Genomic DNA, 16,407 nt, shown 5'->3' with positions numbered 1-16,407 from the left:
CACGTCATCGTTGCCGTCGGGGCAGGGGCGAATCTGCTCTCTTTCGTCGTTCGCCGGTACGACTCACGCAGGACGCGGGCGCTCGGGGACGCGGCCTATCGTCGGCCCGAGGATCAGGAGGTGAACGAGGACGTGTACGAGGACGTGGACGAGGCGAAGACCGCACGTATCTCGCACTGGAGCCGTCGGCGCATCGGCGTCGATGTCGCCCTGCTGGACATCCAGATGCCGGTGATGGACGGGCTGACGGCCCTGGCCGAGCTGGGCCGGGCCGCGCCGGACGTACGGGCACTGATCCTCACCACGTTCGGGGAGCGGGACAACGTACTGCGGGCGCTCGGCCTCGGCAGCGTGGGATTCCTGCTCAAGGACTCCGCGCCCGACGAACTGATCCACGCGGTACGGGCCGCCGCGGCGGGGAACGCGTATCTCTCGCCGGTGGCCACCCGCCATGTGGTGCGGGCCCTCTCCTCCCCCGAAACCGCGCGCGCTGAGGCGGCCAGGCGCCGCGTCGACGGCCTGAGCGCGCGGGAGCGCGATGTGCTCGCCCTGCTCGGGGAGGGCCTGTCCAACGCGGACGCGGGCAGACGGCTGCACATGAGCGAGGCCACGGTGAAGACCTACGTGAGCCGCATCCTGAGTGCTGGGCTGCGGCAACCGGGTGCAGACGGCGCTCCTCGCCCGCGACGCCGGGCTGCGCACACCGGAAATCTGACGCGCGGGTCGGCCGCCTTCCTGGCCGTCTTCCCGAAGAATTCCGCACCGCACCGGAACCTCCCGCGCCGCCGCCCCCTCTCTTCCACCGGTCGATTCCGTCCCAACGGTGAAGAGGAAGTTCATGCGCAGATTAACGTCGGCTGTCGCCGCCGGTCTGATGACGTTCGCGGGACTGGTCGCGGCGGGCGCCGCCCCGGCCCAGGCGGCGGCGCCGACCGCCGAGTACGTCGCGCTCGGCGACTCGTACGCCTCCGGGGTCGGCGCGGGCTCGTACGACCCGGCGAGCGGTGACTGCAAGCGGAGCACGAAGAACTACCCGCACCTGTGGGCGGCGGCAAACCCCGAGTACACCCTCAAGGACGCCACCTGCAGCGGGGCGAAGATCGCGGACGTGCGGACCAACCAACTGTCCGCGCTGAAGCCGACGACGGGTCTCGTCACCCTCACGGTCGGCGGGAACGACGCCCAGTTCGCCCCGGTGGTCGAGGCCTGCCTCACCAAGGACGACAGCTACTGCGAGACCGCCACGACCTGGACGTCGTACTACGCCAGGAACCAGATGGTGGACGAGCTCACCGGCCTGTACAAGGACATCAAGGCCCGCTCCCCGAAGGCGGTGATCCTCGTCTTCGGCTATCCGAAGGCCCTTTCCACGACCGGTGCGTGCGCCCCGATCGAACTCAGCTCCCGCAAGCGCACCGCGATGAACGGATTCGCCGACGCGCTCGCCGAGGGCAGCGCGAAGGCGGCGGTCAACGCGAGCGTCTACTTCGTCGACATGCGCAAGCGGTTCGGCGGCCACGGCGCGTGCGGCACCGATCCGTGGGTCCACGGCGTCAACCTGGGCGAGAGCGCCGCGACCTTCCACCCCAACGCGGTGGGCCAGGAGAAGGGCTACGCGGCGAAGTTCCTCGCCACCTGGGGCTGATCCCCCGGTGACCGTACGGCCGGGCCCAGCCGTGGGGTCGAGCCCGGCCCAACTCGCGCGGACACGGCACACGGCACAATGCGTATATGCCGCCCGACCCTGACACCGTCGACGCCCGCCGGGAAGCCCTCCGCTACCGCTGGCTCCCCGCGCTGCTCTCCGCCCGGGACGGCGCCTGTGACCCGGCGCCGTTCCCGTACGCCGACAACCTGATCGAGCGGTGGGCCGAGCCGCAACGGAAGTACCACACGCTCGATCATCTCGTCGCGGTGCTGGACCGCGTCGAGGTGCTGGAGGAGCACGCGGCGGACGCGGACCTCGTGCGGCTGGCGGCCTGGTTCCATGACGCCGTGTATCTGCCGGAGCGGTCGGAGAACGAGGAGCGGTCGGCCCGGATCGCCGAGCGGGCGCTGACCGAGGCCGGGGTGCCGGAGGCGAAGGTCGCGGAGGTCGCCCGGCTGGTGCGCCTCACCGTCACCCACGACCCGGCCGACGACGACCCGAACGGGCAGGTGCTGTGTGACGCGGACCTCGCGATCCTGGCCTCGGAGCCGGACGCGTACGCCGCCTACGCCGCCGCCGTCCGCGAGGAGTACGGGTTCGTGCCCGACGAGGACTTCCGGGCGGGCCGGGCAGCCGTACTGCGGCAGCTTCTCGATCTGCCACGGCTGTTCAGAACACCGTACGGCGAGCGGGCGTGGGAGGGCCGGGCACGGGAGAACCTGCGGGCGGAGCTGGCCGGACTGACGGAGGGCTGAGGGAGGGCTGAAGGAGGGCTGAAGGGACCGAACCCCCCGCCCGGTCCATGGGAGGGAATGCGACTCCGCGATCCTCGGTTGCCCAGGTATATGTCCTCATCCGCCGCTGCCGCTCCCGACCGTCCCCACTTCCGGATACCCCTCTCCGTCTACGTCCTCGGTCTCGCCGTCTTCGCGCTCGGGACCAGCGAGTTCATGCTCTCGGGGCTGCTGCCGCCCATCGCCGAGGACATGGACGTGTCCATTCCACGGGCAGGGCTGCTGATCTCGGCGTTCGCGATCGGGATGGTCATCGGGGCGCCACTGCTGGCGGTGGCGACGCTACGCCTCCCTCGACGCACGACCCTCATCACGCTGATCACGATCTTCGGCTTCGGACAGGTCGCGGGCGCCCTCGCCCCGAACTACGCGGTTCTCTTCGCCTCCCGGATCGTGAGCGCGCTCGCCTGCGCCGGGTTCTGGGCGGTCGGGGCGGCCGTGGCCGTCGCGATGGTGCCGGTGAACGCGCGGGCGCGGGCGTTGGCCATCATGATCGGCGGGTTGTCGATCGCGAATGTGCTGGGGGTGCCTGCGGGGGCATTCCTCGGGGAGCACTTCGGGTGGCGGTCGGCGTTCTGGGCGGTGGCGGTGGCCTCGGCGATCGCGCTCGTGGGGGTTGCCACGCTCGTGCCGGCCATCCCGCGGCCCGAGGAGCGGCCCCGGCTGGGGCGCGAGGTGCGGATCTACCGCGAACCCCAGGTCTGGCTCTCCATCACGATCGTGGCGCTCGCCGCGGGCGGGGTCTTCTGCGCGTTCAGCTATCTCGCGCCGCTGCTCACGGACGTGGCGGGGCTGGACGACGGATGGGTGCCGACGGTCCTCGCGCTGTTCGGGATCGGAGCGCTGATCGGCACGGCGGTCGGGGGACGGGTCGCGGACGCGCACCTCTTCGGGGTGCTGCTCAGCGGTATCACCGCCTCCACGGTCTTCCTGGTCGCCCTGGCGCTGCTCGCCGAGTACGCCGTCGCCGCCGTCCTTCTCTCCTTCCTCCTCGGGGTGTCCTGCTTCTACACCGCCCCGGCCCTCAACGCCCGGCTGTTCAACGTCGCCGGTGCCGCCCCGACCCTCGCCGGCGCCACCACCACCGCCGCGTTCAACCTCGGCAATACCGGCGGACCCTGGATCGGCGGGGTCGTCATCGACGCGGGCTTCGGCTTCGCCTCCACGGCCTGGGCGGGCGGCGCCATCACCGCGGCCGCCATCGGCACCACCGCCGTGTCGCTGCGCCTGCACCGGCGTACGCGGGCCTCCCGTCTCGTGGCCGGGAGCAGTGACAGCTCCGCAAATCCGGTACATACGGACGTCTGAGCCCGCCTATCCTCGCCGCCATGCGACCAATGGGCGGGGATCAGGTACAGGAAGCCGTCGAACACGGTTTGGCGGTGCTGGGGACGGTGGTGGACCAGGACTGGGAGGGCGTCAAGGCCGGTCGGCTGGAGTGGAGTTGCCGTGGGACCGCCGACCACATCGCGTCGGATCTGATCGCGTACGCGGGGCAGCTGGCGGGGCGGCCGACGACGCGTTGGGTACCGTTCGAGATCGACACGTCGGAGTGCGAGGGGAACGCCGACGTGCTGGAGGTGATCCGGACGACCGGCGCGCTGCTCGCCGCCACCGTCGGCATCACTTCCCGCTCGGTCCGCGCCTTCCACCCGTATCCGTTCCGCGCGGCCGACCGCGAGGGGTTCGCGGCGATGGGCGTCGCCGAGGTGCTGCTGCACACGTACGACATCGCGGAGGGCCTCGGGCTCCCCGCGTCCGCGTCCGTGCCGCCCGTCGAGCTGTGCGAGTCCGTGCTCGCTCGCCTCTTCCCCCACGTCAGGCCGGGTGACGACCCCTGGGCGACACTGCTGTGGGCCACCGGCCGGGGCGAGCTGCCGGGGCGCGCGCCCGTCACGGAATGGAAGTGGCGCAACCCGCTGCACATCGACGCCGGGCGGATTGTCCTCCAGGGCATCCACCCGGCCGCCGCGGCCGATCTCGCCGAGGGCGGCACCGGTGGCTTCGACTGGATCGTGGGCGGGCCGATCGAGGGAACGCGGGTCGGGGCGGGGCTGGTGTTCCAGGCGTACGAGGCGGGGGTGCACCGGCCGGAGTGGGGCATGTTCGTGCTCGTACGCAAGGAGGACGGGCTGGCCGTCGGCGCGCTCGGCTACCACGGCGCCCCGGACGAGGAGGGCCGCGTCGAGGTCGGCTACGACCTGGTCGAGGGGGCGCGCGGGCGCGGCTACATGACCGAGGCGCTGGGCGCGCTGGCCGGCTGGGCGCGGGAGCGGGGCCGGGAGCGGGGGGACGTACGGTCGCTGTTCGCGGTCGTCGAGAAGGTCAACACCCCTTCGCAGGGCGTCGTTTCGCGGGCCGGATTCGAGAAGGTGAGCGACGACTGGGGTGACGGAGAGCACGGGGAGCAGTTCGCGTACGAACTCCGTCTGCGCGCCTGACGTACGCCGGACCCAACCGCTCCGGTTTCTTGCCGTTCTCCCTGCCGGGGCCCTGGCACGAGTCGAACTCCGGCGGGCCGAAGCCGGCGTTCGCCGAGTGAGCCACGCCCGCGCGGCGGCCGGCTCCGCGAGCGACCCAGCCTCTCAAGCCGTAGCCCCCCGCCGCTTGGGCCTGCGCAGCCCCGCCTCCGTCAGTCTGCGCAGCAGTTCCTTCGAGCCCACTTCCACGGCCCCCGCCCGCACGACCTCCTCGTAGCGGTGGGACGGGATGTCGTAGTGGTCGCGTTCGAAGGCTCGGTCGGGGATGCCCAACCGCCGTGCGAACGCGTGCAGTTCGTCGAAGGACACGTCGCTCACCAGGTGGGACCACATGCGCCCGTGCCCCGGCCAGGTGGGTGGATCGACGTAGAGGGTCACGAGGACGGCGCCTCTCCGGACGCCCCTCCCGACGCGTCCCCGTACGCCCCTCCCGACGCCGAAGGCAGCGCCCCCACCGCCGCGACCCGCACCCCCGCCTTGTGGCACACCCACTGCGGATCGGGCCCCAGCTCCGGTTCCACGTCGAGCGCGTGCGGGTCGCCGTCGTCGCAGGCCGGGCAGAGGGGCCAGCGGCCGTACCGTTCGAGCAGGGCGTCCTGGACGTCCTGGGCGACGAGCCCGGCGACGTACGCCGCGCCGTCCGGCCACTGCTCGACCCACCAGCGGCGTTGCACGACCGAATCCTCGACCATGGACACGACATCCGCCTCGGCGACCTGCCCGGACGCCAGATCGGCGAGTACGAGGGCGCGGGCCGCGTGAAGCGCCTGCTCAAGGGGGCTCACGGGATCCACGGGGCCTGCGGGCTCCGCGGGGTCACTGCTGGGACTCATGCCATCCATTGTGCGGCCCTTGACCATACGGGCGAACAGAAAATATCTTTCATTATGTGAGCGATGACGTGAAGGAAATTTTCGCACCCGCGGAGGGACAGGCCACGGGCCGCCCGGCCGGAGGGCGGAGCGGCGCCGCGACCACACCCCCCAAGCCCCCCACGCCCCCCGCCCCCGCCGCCCTCGCGGCGAAGGTGCGGACGCTGGCCCCATCCATGACCCGTTCCATGCAGCGGGTCGCGGAAACCGTCGCGGGCGACCCGGCGGGCTGCGCGGCGCTCACGGTCACCGGCCTCGCCGAGCTCACCGGCACCAGCGAGGCCACGGTCGTGCGCACCGCCCGCCTCCTCGGCTACCCCGGCTACCGCGACCTGCGCCTCGCCCTCGCCGGCCTCGCCGCCCACCAGGAGTCGGGCCGCGCCCCCTCGGTCACGGCCGACATCGCGGTCGACGACCCACTCCCCGACGTGGTCGCCAAGCTCGCCTACGACGAGCAGCAGACCCTCGCGGACACGGCGGCCGGACTCGACATGGCCCAGCTCGGCGCGGCGGTCGCCGCGCTCGCCGGGGCCCGCCGCATAGACATCTACGGGGTCGGGGCGTCCGGGCTCGTCGCCCAGGACCTCACGCAGAAGCTGCTCCGCATAGGGCTGATAGCCCACGCGCACAGCGACCCGCACCTCGCCGTCACCAACGCGGTGCAGCTCCGCGCGAAGGACGTGGCCATAGCGATCACCCACTCCGGCTCGACGGGAGACGTCATCGAGCCGCTGCGGGTCGCCTTCGACCACGGGGCGACGACGATCGCGATCACCGGGCGGCCGGACGGGCCGGTGTCCCAGTACGCCGATCACGTCCTGACGACGTCCACGGCCCGGGAGAGCGAGCTGCGCCCGGCGGCGATGTCGTCCCGGACGAGTCAGCTGCTGGTGGTGGACTGCCTGTTCGTCGGGGTGGCGCAACGGACGTACGAGTCGGCGGCGCCCGCGCTGTCGGCGTCGTACGAGGCGCTGGCGCACCGACATCGGACCGGGGGCCCGTCGCGGTAGTCGGGGCCGGGAAGCGGGAACAGCGCCCGTCAGGGGCGCGGGACCCCGCGACATCCGCGGCCCGGCCGCGGGCCGCGACCGACCAGGACGAACCCGCAGGCAACTACGGCGTTCACCCCAGAACACACGTGCACAGGTGCACAGGTGCACCGCCGCACGGCCGCACCGCCGCACCACCCCGTACGGAATGAGCCGCCATGCCCCCCACCTTCCCTGACGCCTCCGCCCTCCCCAACCACCTCTCCGTACGCGCCGAGTTGGAGTCGCTGACGACCGAGGCGTTCCGGCCGGAGCTGGCCGACATCGATCAGCTTCCGACGCTCGACATCGCGAAGCTGATGAACGCCGAGGACGCGACCGTGCCGGCGGCGGTCTCCGCGCAGCTGCCGCTGATCGCGGCGGCGATCGACGCGATCGCGGAGCGGATGGCGCGGGGCGGCCGGCTGATCTACGCGGGCGCGGGCACGGCGGGCCGGCTGGGGGTGCTGGACGCGTCCGAGTGCCCGCCGACGTTCAACACGGCACCCTCGCAGGTCATGGGCCTGATCGCGGGCGGCCGGGAGGCCATGGTCACCTCGATCGAGGGGGCGGAGGACTCGGCGGAGCTGGCCCGGACGGACCTCGACGCGCTCGCGCTGACGCCCGACGACACGGTGGTCGGCGTCTCCGCCTCCGGGCGCACGCCGTACGCGGTGGGCGCGGTGGAGCACGCGCGCGCGGCCGGCGCGCTGACGGTCGGCCTGTCCTGCAACGCGGCCAGCGTGCTCGCCTCGGCGGCCGACCACGGTATCGAGATCGTCGTCGGCCCGGAACTGGTGACGGGCTCGACCCGCCTCAAGGCGGGCACGGCCCAGAAGCTCGTCCTCAACATGCTTTCTACGATCACCATGATCCGCCTGGGCAAGACCTACGGGAACCTGATGGTCGACGTCCGCGCCACCAACGACAAGCTCCGCGCCCGCTCCCACCGCATCGTCGCCCTCGCCACGGGCGCGACGGACACCGAGATCGAGACGGCCCTCACCGCCGCCAACGGCCAGGTGAAGAACGCCATCCTCACCATCCTGAGCGGCGTCGACGCACCCACCGCGACCCGCCTGCTGACAGCGAACGAGGGCCACCTGAGGGCGGCCCTGGCGGCGGCGATGACGACGGGCTGAGCTGCGCGGGCACGGGTGGGGCGCCGCCCTGAGCAGCTCCACGGCAGCTCTACATTGCCCCTGCATTGCCGCTACAACGGCCCTTGACGCACGTTGAGCTGCCGCAGTTCGACCGCCAGGCGAGCCGCTGTCACGAAGTCCCGGTCGTCGTGCAGGACGACCAGGCCGTGGTGCGCGGCGGTGGCGCAGATCTGCAGATCGACAGCGGACAGCACCTGATACTCACCCCGCTCGGATGCCCGCGACTGCAGGCCGCCGATCCAGTGGGGCGCGCCCTCGGGGACGGAGACGTCGTCATAGAGCTCGGCGAACATCGCGCTGTACGCCTCGTACTCCTTGAGGCCGCGTGCCGAGCGCAGGAACTCCGCCCGCTGCGGATAGCACGACCGGATGTCGCCGTCCATGACGGCCGGGCGCCACGCCTCGTGGAGACGACGGTCCCGGAGCAGGCGCCACAGAGCCGACGAGTCCAGCAGGTAACCGCTCACGCGCGGTGGGCCTCCTTGTCCGCACGGTGCACGGCCTCGGCCCCTTCGATGTCCCACTCCTGGGCGAGCTCGAAGTACTTTTCGTGGGCGGTGGCGCGCTGAAGCCGCATGTTGTACTCCTCCAGCGCCTTCGCCACAGCGGCGGTCTTCGTCCGGTGCCCACCCAGGCGCTTGGCCGTCTCCAGCGCCTCGTCGTCGATGTCGATGTGTGTCAGAGACATGCAGCCCTCCCTCGATGTACAGAACTTCCGGCGATCCCGCCATCTAGTGCACATATCACCCGAGGCCGAGTCTGGTCTTCGGGGACTGTCAGTGGGGTGTGGCACGGTGGTGGGGATCGCTGACGTCTCCCACATCTCATGCCTCATGTCTCATGCCTCCCAGGGAAGGACCGAGCTCGTGAACCACGCCCAGCTCACCGCCCTCGGCCGCGCCCTGCGTCTCCTCGGGGAGCACGGCGACGCGCTGAACGCCGACACCCCGGACGCCCGACTGCACGAGGTGAAGGCGGACCTCAAACGCGCCCTGGACCTGCTGGACGAGACGGTCACGTCGGCCAAGCCGACGACCCGCTGCGCCGAGCACCCGAACGGCCCGGTGGACGAGGAGGCCCCCGACCGCTGTCTGCTCTGCGAAACCCGCCGCCGCGCCGCCCGCCGCACCCAGCTGAACGACAGCTACGGCCCTCCCCGCCCCACCGGCCCCGCCACCCCGACCCCCTCCCGCTACGGCGTACGGGACGACCGCCCCCAGCCCCAGCAGCGCTGGCTCCCGGAGGCGTGGAACGGCCAGGTCTGGCAGCTCTGCGGCACCCCCCGCCGCGACCGCCGCGAGGCCGAGCTGTACCTCACCGCCCAGCGCCGGGGCCCCCGCCCCGCCATCGCCTACCGCCTGGTCCAGGAATTCACCGACTACGACGTGACGCGTATCTGGGGCGAGCCGGTCCGGGTGGACATCGAGCCGATGGGGAACGTGTGAGCGTGCCGCGCCACGGTCTCTAGTCGGCCGGGAGCGTCGTCACGGAGGACACCTTCAGGTGTACGGGGAGGGCGCCCGTGTCCAGGTTGGCCGCCAGTTCCTCGGCCTCCAGGCTGGTGAAGCTGCCGGAGACCTGGGCCTCGCCGCCGGTGATCGCGGAGTTCACGGCGGGGGCCGGAGACGACGGTTCCGACGAGGACGATGGCGAACTGGTTCTGCGGCGAGGTCTGTCGGGCCAGCCGACCGGTGGCCTCGGCGAACTTCTTCACGCCCGCCGAGGTGAACTCCAGCGCCACGAACCAGCCGGCCCCCCGCTCCGGGCCTTTGAGGTCAGGATCTGACCTATATGGCTCCTACCTTGTGGCCATGAACACCACCAAGAACGCCCCGACCCCCACCCTGACCACCGGCGAGCGCGCCGACCTGCTGGAGACGCTGGCCAAGCACCGCCAGTTCCTGCGTTTCACCACCCGCGACCTCACCGACGAGCGGGCCGGGCAACGGACCACCGTCAGCGAACTGTGCCTCGGCGGCCTGATCAAGCACGTCACGTCGGTGGAACGGAACTGGGTGGACTTCATCCAGAACGGCCCGTCGGCAATGGGTGACTTCACCGCCATGACGGAGGAGGACTGGGCGCGGCGGGCCGACGAGTTCCGGATGCTGCCCGGCGAGACGCTGGCGGACGTGCTGGCCGCGTACGCCGAGACGGCCGACCGCACGACCGAGGTGGTCGCCGCCCTGCCCGACCTGGATGCTTCGCATCCACTGCCCAAGGCCCCGTGGTTCCAGGCCGACGCACGGTGGTCGGCCCGGAGGACGCTGCTGCACATCATCGCCGAGACCGCCCAGCACGCCGGCCACGCGGACATCATCCGGGAGTCCCTGGACGGCGCCAAGAGCATGGGCTGACACGGGGACCGGAACCGGTCCCGAAGCTCAAGCCCCCAGCTCCGAGCCCTCTTTCTGAGGATTGGGAGGTGGGCCTCAACCCACCCTCCCACCCGGTGAGTTGACTTGACGCGTTCGACTTGCCACGCACGGTGACGATGCTGATACGGTGCCCGCAGACGAAACAGCCCCCGCCAGGTGCTACCAACACCTGCGGGGGCTTGACCTACGAGATCGAAGGAAAGATTCGATCCCATGGCTGCCGCCAACCTTAGTGCTGCCTCCCTGCCCGCGCACGCGGACCCGCACCCTCCGCACCCCCACCCCATGGCCAACCCGGGCTACGGCAAACGCACCATCCCCGGCCAACACCCCCGCACGGCCCACGACTTCGCGGACCTCCCACCCCGCGAGGCGGCCATCGCCGCGTACATCGACCGCCTCCCCAACGGCGCCGACATCTCCGTGAAGACGCTGGCCAAGACCCTCACGTACGGGCAGTGCGCGCTCCGCACGGCCCTCAACAAGCTCCAAGAGGCAGGCCACTTGCGCCGAGGCCGGGAGTCCGTGGAGGCCGACTCGGGCAGTTCCCGCTGGATCACCCGATCGTGGTTCTCCCGGACGGCACGGGACGACGCCTGGTGGGCGAGGTTCACGCGGGGCGACGTACCGCAGGAGCAGGAGCAGGCGAAGGCCCCCACCCGTTCCCGCGCCCACATCCTCCTGGCCGCGCTGGGCCGGGCAACCCCCGCCCTCTCCCTCTCCCAGGCGGACTGCGCGACGCTGGCCCCACTCCTGCTGCCGTGGTTCGAGCGAGGCGCGACCGACGAGACCATCCGCCAGGCCCTGATCTCCGGCCTCCCGACCCCGGTCCACAGCCCGGCGGCCCTCCTCCGCACCCGCCTCCTCACCAAGCTCCCCCCAGAACCGGCGCCCACCCCCACTCCCGTACGCCCGCCCCTCCGCATGCTGGAGTGCGGTGAGTGCGGCACCCCGGGCCCCCCGGAGGCCCTGCCGGGCGGCATGTGCAGCGCCTGCCGAGGCGAACGCGCCCCTGCCCACAGCAACGCGCCCCTCCCCGCCGCCGCAGTCCACAGCCATGCGGCCCAGATCCGTGCCGCAATGTCACAACAAGCACGAGAAAGGACACCCGCATGACCGCTCCTACGGTCCCTAGGCTCACCCCAGGGCACGATGGGAGGAAGGAGGCGACACCATGACCCCTGACACCGCTGAGCGCCCGCAGATGTCCGTCGAGGACTTCGAGGAACTCGTCCGCAGGGCTCCGAGGGAGCTGCGGAACCGGCTGGAGTTTCTCGGCGGGAGGCTGTGCGTCCGGCACGGCCCGCTCGACGTCGACGAATTCGAGGAGCTGGCCGCCGTGGCTCCCGAAACCGTGCGGCTTGAGTACGTCAACGGAAAAGTAGAGGTCAAGGCCATGCCGGACGGCAACCACCGCTCGATCTTCATGTGGCTGCTGCGCCAGTGCATGCAACACCGTCCCGACCTGGATCTCGTACCCGAGTCCGGAGTGAAGGCCGAGGCCTATCGCAAGGGCCGCGCGCGCACTGACGGCACCCTCGTGCCGGTGGATCACTTCCGGGGAGACGGCGAGTGGTCCAACCCCGACGGCACCCTCATGGCCGTGGAAATCACCTCCCACGACCGCGACACCGACCAGCGCGACCGGATCGACAAGCCCGTCGGCTACGCGGCGGCCGACATCCCCGTCTACCTCCTCATCGACCGCGACAACAACACCCTCAACGTCTTCAGCGAGCCCAAGGACGGCCGCTACCAGCAGGCCGCTTCCTATCCCTGGGGTGCAACCGTCGAGCTGCCCGCCCCCGTCAACATCACCCTCAAGACCGAGAAGCTCAAGGACTACGCCTGACCCACGGCGCCGAGCCCGCAGCACTCGCGGGCCCGGCATCATCGCTCGCCCTACTTCGTCACCTTGGACGATCGGTTCGACTACGCGATCGTCTACTTGAACGCCACGTTCACGCAGGCCAGCCGCGCCCCGGCCGTCCCCGCGTGCCCCTCGTGCGTGGACGTCGCCGCCTCGTGCAGCACCACGGAACGGGCCCCGCCCTCACGGAACCGCCAGTCGACGACGGCGATCGACCGCGCCGAGCCGTCGTCGTTGGTGTTCACGTCCAGCCACACCTCGTTCTCGGGGTTGGCGTACTTCGGGTCGACGGACGGCCGCTTCGGGTCCAGCTCGTCCTGGTAGTGGGGCCCGGCGTCGGCGGGCAGCCTGCCGCACGGCTTGGTGTGCACATGCGCGCCGTACGTACGGTTCGCGGCGAGGTCCCGCAGCCGCAGCTCGATCCGCGTACCGCCGTCGCGCCGCAGCTCCTCCTTGACCTGCACCCGACCGGCCACGGGCACCAGTTCGGTGTTGTAGGTGACAGCGGGCGCCACGTCGGCGATGTCGGCCGGGGCGAACACCGTCTTGACGACGACCCTCGCCACGGACGGCTTCTGGGCGACGGTCTCGCTGGCGCCCGCGTTCGCGGCGACGCCGAGACCACCGGCGACGGCCGCCACGGCGGCACCGGCCGCGACCAGCCGCTTGTGCTTGAGGGTGAGCTTGTGTCGTGCCATGGAGTCACTCATCCGATTCGTGGGGGGTGAATGGACTTGCAGCAAAATCGGCGCCTCAACCATCGGTGGAAACACCGGAGTTGAGGCGCCGATGGCGCTGTGCCCACGACCCTACAACGACACATATGACGGAATTGACTCACTACCGCCAGGTACTGGGGAGACTTGGCGAAATATCCTCAGCTGAGCGAGCCCAGCGCCGCCGGCTCGAACGCCTTCAGCTCACCGAAACGGCCGTCGAGCACCTTCGCCGCCCACTCCGGGTCCTGGAGCAGCGCGCGGCCCACGGCGACGAGGTCGAACTCCTCGGCCTCCACACCGTCCAGCAGATCGTCGATGGCCTTGGTCGACGACCCCTCACCGGCGAACGCGGTGATGAACTCGCCGTCCAGGCCGACCGAGCCGACGGTGATGGTGGGCTTGCCGGTGAGCTTCTTCGTCCAGCCCGCGAGGTTGAGCTCGGAGCCCTCGAACTCCGACTGCCAGTAGCGGCGCGTGGACGCGTGGAACGCGTCGACTCCGGCCGCCACGAGCGGGCTCAGCAACGCCTCCAGCTCCTCCGGCGTCTCGGCGAGGCGCGCGTCGTACGCCTCCTGCTTCCACTGCGAGTAGCGGAAGATGACCGGGAAGTCGGCGGACACGGAGTCCCGTACGGCCGCCACGACCTCCGCCGCGAACTTCGTACGGGCGACGAGGTCACCGCCGTAGGCGTCCGTACGGCGGTTGGTGCGCTCCCAGAGGAACTGGTCGATCAGGTAGCCGTGGGCGCCGTGGATCTCGACGCCGTCCATGCCGATGCGCTCGGCCTCGGCGGCGGACTTGGCGAAGGCCGCGATGACCTCGTCGATGTCGGCCTGCGTCATGGCCCGGCCGCCCTCGGCCTCGGTGCCGTCGACCCGCAGCCCGGAGGGGCCGAAGACCGGGGCCTCCGGGAAGAGCTTGCCCTGCTGCCGGACGGTCCCGATGTGCCACAGCTGCGGAACGATCGTGCCGCCCCCGGCGTGCACGGCCTCCGCGACCTTCGCCCACCCGGCGAGCTGCTCCTCGCCGGCGAACCGCGGCACCCCGTCCAGATCCCCGGCCGTCTCGTGTCCGACGTACGTCCCCTCGGTCACGATCAGGCCGACGCCCGCGGACGCCCGCCGCCCGTAGTACGAGGCCACGTCCGCACCCGGCACACCACCGGGCGAGAACACCCGCGTCATGGGCGCCATGGCGATCCGGTTCGGAACGGTCAGACCGTTGATCGTGACGGGTCGGGACAGGACTTCGGCGGCACGGGAGGTGGAGGTGGAGGCGGTGGTCACGTGGGGACTCCTTGGCTGGGGGATACAAAGGGGGATACAGAGGGACGCATTCCATGCGCACGCATATAGCGTCCCCCGCACAACCTCCCCGCCCGTCACGGAATTCCGCCGCCGCGTCCGCGTCCGATGTGACCCCGGACACGCCCGAGGGCGGCACCCCCTGCGTCCAGGGAGTGCCGCCCTCGGTACTGAAGGACAGTGATCGACCGGGGTCGATCAGAAGTCCATGTCACCGCCCGGCATGCCGCCACCGGCAGGCGCGGAAGCCTTCTCCGGCTTGTCGGCGATGACGGCCTCGGTGGTGAGGAACAGCGCGGCGATGGAGGCGGCGTTCTGCAGGGCAGAGCGCGTGACCTTCGCCGGGTCGATGATGCCTTCGGCGATCATGTCGACGTACTCACCGGTCGCGGCGTTCAGGCCGTGACCGACGGGCAGGTTGCGCACCTTCTCGACGATGACGCCACCCTCGAGGCCACCGTTGACGGCGATCTGCTTGAGCGGGGCCTCCAGGGCGAGCTTCACGGCGTTGGCGCCGGTCGCCTCGTCACCCTCCAGGTCCAGCTTCTCGAAGACCGAGGAGGCCTGGAGCAGGGCCACGCCACCACCGGCGACGATGCCCTCCTCGACGGCCGCCTTCGCGTTGCGAACGGCGTCCTCGATGCGGTGCTTGCGCTCCTTGAGCTCGACCTCGGTCGCGGCACCGGCCTTGATGACGGCCACGCCGCCCGCGAGCTTCGCCAGGCGCTCCTGGAGCTTCTCGCGGTCGTAGTCCGAGTCGCTGTTCTCGATCTCGGCGCGGATCTGGTTGACCCGGCCGGCGACCTGGTCCGTGTCACCGGAGCCGTCGACGATCGTGGTCTCGTCCTTGGTGATGACGATCTTGCGGGCGCGGCCCAGGAGGTCCAGGGTCGCGTTCTCCAGCTTGAGACCGACCTCCTCGGAGATGACCTCGCCGCCCGTGAGGATGGCGATGTCGCCGAGCATGGCCTTGCGGCGGTCACCGAAGCCCGGGGCCTTGACGGCGACGGACTTGAAGGTGCCACGGATCTTGTTGACGACCAGGGTCGACAGGGCCTCGCCCTCGACGTCCTCGGCGATGATCAGCAGCGGCTTGCCCGACTGCATGACCTTCTCCAGGAGCGGGAGCAGGTCCTTGACGTTGGTGACCTTGGAGTTGGCGATGAGGATGTAGGGGTCCTCGAGCACCGCCTCCATGCGCTCCATGTCGGTCGCGAAGTACGCCGAGATGTAGCCCTTGTCGAAGCGCATGCCCTCGGTGAGCTCGAGCTCCAGACCGAAGGTCTGCGACTCCTCGACGGTGATGACGCCTTCCTTGCCGACCTTGTCCATCGCCTCGGCGATGAGCTCGCCGATCTGGGTGTCGGCGGCGGAGATGGAGGCCGTGGAGGCGATCTGCTCCTTGGTCTCGACCTCCTTGGCCTGGTCGAGCAGCGCACCGGAGACGGCCTCGACGGCCTTCTCGATACCGCGCTTGAGGGCCATCGGGTTGGCGCCGGCGGCGACGTTGCGCAGGCCTTCGCGGACCAGCGCCTGGGCCAGGACGGTCGCGGTCGTCGTGCCGTCACCGGCTACGTCGTCCGTCTTCTTCGCGACTTCCTTGACCAGCTCGGCGCCGATCTTCTCGTACGGGTCCTCGAGCTCGATCTCCTTGGCGATGGAAACACCATCGTTGGTGATCGTGGGGGCGCCCCACTTCTTCTCGAGGACGACGTTGCGGCCCTTGGGGCCGAGCGTCACCTTGACGGCGTCCGCGAGCTGGTTCATGCCGCGCTCGAGGCCGCGCCGTGCCTCCTCGTCGAACGCGATGATCTTGGCCATGTGAAGTGGTCCTCCCGGACAGGGGGTGGATTTCTCCGGACCGCGCTGGCGCCCGCGACGGACGGCCTGCCTGCCTCGTGGTTCCTTGCCCCACCCGGCTTGCGGGCCTCGCCGACCCGGTCCTCGTTGTCACTCTCACCTTCAGAGTGCTAACGCCAATGATTAGCACTCGCCCCCTGCGAGTGCAAGCGACTCTCGATGATCCGCAGGTGAACGCGCCCCTGCGCCCCCTCGCTCGACGCCCGCCACGGACCCGGACCCGTCGGCAGCCCGCACACGCGATCGGCGACCGCACACACGAAAGGGCTCGCACCCCGTACGGGGTGCGAG

Annotated in this window: 18 protein-coding genes and 1 pseudogene; 11 read left to right on the top strand and 8 right to left on the bottom strand. The window is 70.8% G+C overall.

Annotated features, from left to right (window positions below):
• Nucleotides 1–186: 186 nt before the first annotated feature.
• From ACFU53_RS28795 to ACFU53_RS28775, 5 genes and pseudogenes are all read left to right on the top strand, one after another.
• Nucleotides 187–715: pseudogene (locus ACFU53_RS28795) on the top strand (response regulator); the annotation flags it as partial.
• Nucleotides 716–874: 159 nt separating this feature from the next.
• On the top strand, nt 875–1,645 hold the full coding sequence (locus tag ACFU53_RS28790) for an SGNH/GDSL hydrolase family protein (protein ID WP_383998488.1): 771 nt from the start codon (nt 875–877) through the stop codon (nt 1,643–1,645).
• Nucleotides 1,646–1,731: 86 nt separating this feature from the next.
• The gene (locus tag ACFU53_RS28785) at nt 1,732–2,403 is read left to right on the top strand and encodes a hypothetical protein (protein WP_383998454.1); all 672 of its coding nucleotides are present in this window, start codon (nt 1,732–1,734) and stop codon (nt 2,401–2,403) included.
• Nucleotides 2,404–2,538: 135 nt separating this feature from the next.
• Nucleotides 2,539–3,750, top strand: coding sequence for a Cmx/CmrA family chloramphenicol efflux MFS transporter (locus ACFU53_RS28780; protein WP_383998485.1), 1,212 nt, complete (start codon nt 2,539–2,541; stop codon nt 3,748–3,750).
• Nucleotides 3,751–3,779: 29 nt separating this feature from the next.
• Nucleotides 3,780–4,883: a GNAT family N-acetyltransferase gene (locus ACFU53_RS28775; RefSeq protein WP_383998482.1), complete on the top strand. Its 1,104-nt coding sequence runs from the start codon at nt 3,780–3,782 to the stop codon at nt 4,881–4,883.
• A gap of 144 nt (nt 4,884–5,027) precedes the next feature.
• Here the strand turns inward: ACFU53_RS28775 and ACFU53_RS28770 are convergent, their stop codons facing one another.
• On the bottom strand, nt 5,028–5,300 hold the full coding sequence (locus tag ACFU53_RS28770) for a DUF4031 domain-containing protein (protein WP_383998451.1): 273 nt from the start codon (nt 5,298–5,300) through the stop codon (nt 5,028–5,030).
• Nucleotides 5,297–5,755, bottom strand: a complete 459-nt coding sequence (locus tag ACFU53_RS28765; RefSeq protein ID WP_383998449.1) for a hypothetical protein — start codon at nt 5,753–5,755, stop codon at nt 5,297–5,299. The genes ACFU53_RS28770 and ACFU53_RS28765 overlap by 4 nt, the downstream gene beginning before the upstream one ends.
• 56 nt (nt 5,756–5,811) lie before the next feature.
• Here ACFU53_RS28765 and ACFU53_RS28760 point away from each other — a divergent pair, with 56 nt between their 5' ends.
• Together ACFU53_RS28760 and murQ are read left to right on the top strand one after the other, a co-directional pair.
• Nucleotides 5,812–6,804, top strand: coding sequence for a MurR/RpiR family transcriptional regulator (locus tag ACFU53_RS28760; RefSeq protein WP_383998446.1), 993 nt, complete (start codon nt 5,812–5,814; stop codon nt 6,802–6,804).
• A 197-nt stretch (nt 6,805–7,001) separates the two neighbouring features.
• Complete coding sequence (murQ, locus tag ACFU53_RS28755; RefSeq protein ID WP_383998443.1) at nt 7,002–7,964, top strand: N-acetylmuramic acid 6-phosphate etherase; 963 nt, start codon at nt 7,002–7,004, stop codon at nt 7,962–7,964.
• A 71-nt stretch (nt 7,965–8,035) separates the two neighbouring features.
• On the opposite strand, the gene ACFU53_RS28750 is transcribed toward murQ, so the two are convergent.
• Together ACFU53_RS28750 and ACFU53_RS28745 are read right to left on the bottom strand one after the other, a co-directional pair.
• A complete protein-coding gene (locus tag ACFU53_RS28750; protein ID WP_383998440.1) occupies nt 8,036–8,452 on the bottom strand; it encodes a PIN domain-containing protein in 417 nt (138 codons plus the stop codon).
• Entirely contained in the window at nt 8,449–8,673 is a 225-nt protein-coding gene (locus tag ACFU53_RS28745; protein ID WP_383998438.1) for a type II toxin-antitoxin system VapB family antitoxin, read from the bottom strand. Before ACFU53_RS28745 ends, ACFU53_RS28750 begins: the two co-directional genes overlap by 4 nt.
• Before the next feature lie 178 nt (nt 8,674–8,851).
• Here ACFU53_RS28745 and ACFU53_RS28740 point away from each other — a divergent pair, with 178 nt between their 5' ends.
• A complete protein-coding gene (locus ACFU53_RS28740; RefSeq protein ID WP_383998435.1) occupies nt 8,852–9,430 on the top strand; it encodes a hypothetical protein in 579 nt (192 codons plus the stop codon).
• Nucleotides 9,431–9,449: 19 nt separating this feature from the next.
• On the opposite strand, the gene ACFU53_RS28735 is transcribed toward ACFU53_RS28740, so the two are convergent.
• Complete coding sequence (locus ACFU53_RS28735) at nt 9,450–9,596, bottom strand: hypothetical protein (RefSeq protein WP_383998433.1); 147 nt, start codon at nt 9,594–9,596, stop codon at nt 9,450–9,452.
• 200 nt (nt 9,597–9,796) lie between these two features.
• Here ACFU53_RS28735 and ACFU53_RS28730 point away from each other — a divergent pair, with 200 nt between their 5' ends.
• The 3 genes from ACFU53_RS28730 to ACFU53_RS28720 all read left to right on the top strand — a co-directional run bounded on the left by ACFU53_RS28730 (nt 9,797) and on the right by ACFU53_RS28720 (nt 12,215).
• Entirely contained in the window at nt 9,797–10,342 is a 546-nt protein-coding gene (locus ACFU53_RS28730) for a DinB family protein (RefSeq protein ID WP_383998430.1), read from the top strand.
• 306 nt (nt 10,343–10,648) lie between these two features.
• Nucleotides 10,649–11,479, top strand: coding sequence for a hypothetical protein (locus ACFU53_RS28725; protein WP_383998479.1), 831 nt, complete (start codon nt 10,649–10,651; stop codon nt 11,477–11,479).
• 58 nt (nt 11,480–11,537) lie between these two features.
• Entirely contained in the window at nt 11,538–12,215 is a 678-nt protein-coding gene (locus ACFU53_RS28720; RefSeq protein WP_383998427.1) for a Uma2 family endonuclease, read from the top strand.
• A 92-nt stretch (nt 12,216–12,307) separates the two neighbouring features.
• Here the strand turns inward: ACFU53_RS28720 and ACFU53_RS28715 are convergent, their stop codons facing one another.
• The 3 genes from ACFU53_RS28715 to groL all read right to left on the bottom strand — a co-directional run bounded on the left by ACFU53_RS28715 (nt 12,308) and on the right by groL (nt 16,077).
• A complete protein-coding gene (locus ACFU53_RS28715) occupies nt 12,308–12,931 on the bottom strand; it encodes a superoxide dismutase family protein (protein WP_383998425.1) in 624 nt (207 codons plus the stop codon).
• Nucleotides 12,932–13,110: 179 nt separating this feature from the next.
• Nucleotides 13,111–14,238, bottom strand: coding sequence for an NADH:flavin oxidoreductase (locus ACFU53_RS28710; protein WP_383998423.1), 1,128 nt, complete (start codon nt 14,236–14,238; stop codon nt 13,111–13,113).
• A gap of 216 nt (nt 14,239–14,454) precedes the next feature.
• Nucleotides 14,455–16,077, bottom strand: coding sequence for a chaperonin GroEL (gene groL / locus ACFU53_RS28705; RefSeq protein ID WP_383998420.1), 1,623 nt, complete (start codon nt 16,075–16,077; stop codon nt 14,455–14,457).
• Nucleotides 16,078–16,407 lie beyond the last annotated feature (330 nt).

It is taken from the genome of Streptomyces sp. NPDC057474, assembly GCF_042802555.1.
Taxonomy (GTDB): Bacteria; Actinomycetota; Actinomycetes; order Streptomycetales; family Streptomycetaceae; genus Streptomyces.
This window is presented reverse-complemented; position numbering and strand designations above follow the sequence as displayed.

Coding starts and splice junctions, on each gene's coding strand:
- ACFU53_RS28790 (WP_383998488.1), top strand. CDS start 875: ATGACGTTCGCGGGACTGGTCGCGGCGGGCGCCGCCCCGGCCCAGGCG.
- ACFU53_RS28785 (WP_383998454.1), top strand. CDS start 1,732: ATGCCGCCCGACCCTGACACCGTCGACGCCCGCCGGGAAGCCCTCCGC.
- ACFU53_RS28775 (WP_383998482.1), top strand. CDS start 3,780: ATGGGCGGGGATCAGGTACAGGAAGCCGTCGAACACGGTTTGGCGGTG.
- ACFU53_RS28765 (WP_383998449.1), bottom strand. CDS start 5,755: ATGAGTCCCAGCAGTGACCCCGCGGAGCCCGCAGGCCCCGTGGATCCC.
- murQ (WP_383998443.1), top strand. CDS start 7,002: ATGCCCCCCACCTTCCCTGACGCCTCCGCCCTCCCCAACCACCTCTCC.
- ACFU53_RS28745 (WP_383998438.1), bottom strand. CDS start 8,673: ATGTCTCTGACACACATCGACATCGACGACGAGGCGCTGGAGACGGCC.
- ACFU53_RS28730 (WP_383998430.1), top strand. CDS start 9,797: ATGAACACCACCAAGAACGCCCCGACCCCCACCCTGACCACCGGCGAG.
- ACFU53_RS28725 (WP_383998479.1), top strand. CDS start 10,649: ATGGCCAACCCGGGCTACGGCAAACGCACCATCCCCGGCCAACACCCC.
- ACFU53_RS28720 (WP_383998427.1), top strand. CDS start 11,538: ATGACCCCTGACACCGCTGAGCGCCCGCAGATGTCCGTCGAGGACTTC.
- ACFU53_RS28715 (WP_383998425.1), bottom strand. CDS start 12,931: ATGGCACGACACAAGCTCACCCTCAAGCACAAGCGGCTGGTCGCGGCC.
- groL (WP_383998420.1), bottom strand. CDS start 16,077: ATGGCCAAGATCATCGCGTTCGACGAGGAGGCACGGCGCGGCCTCGAG.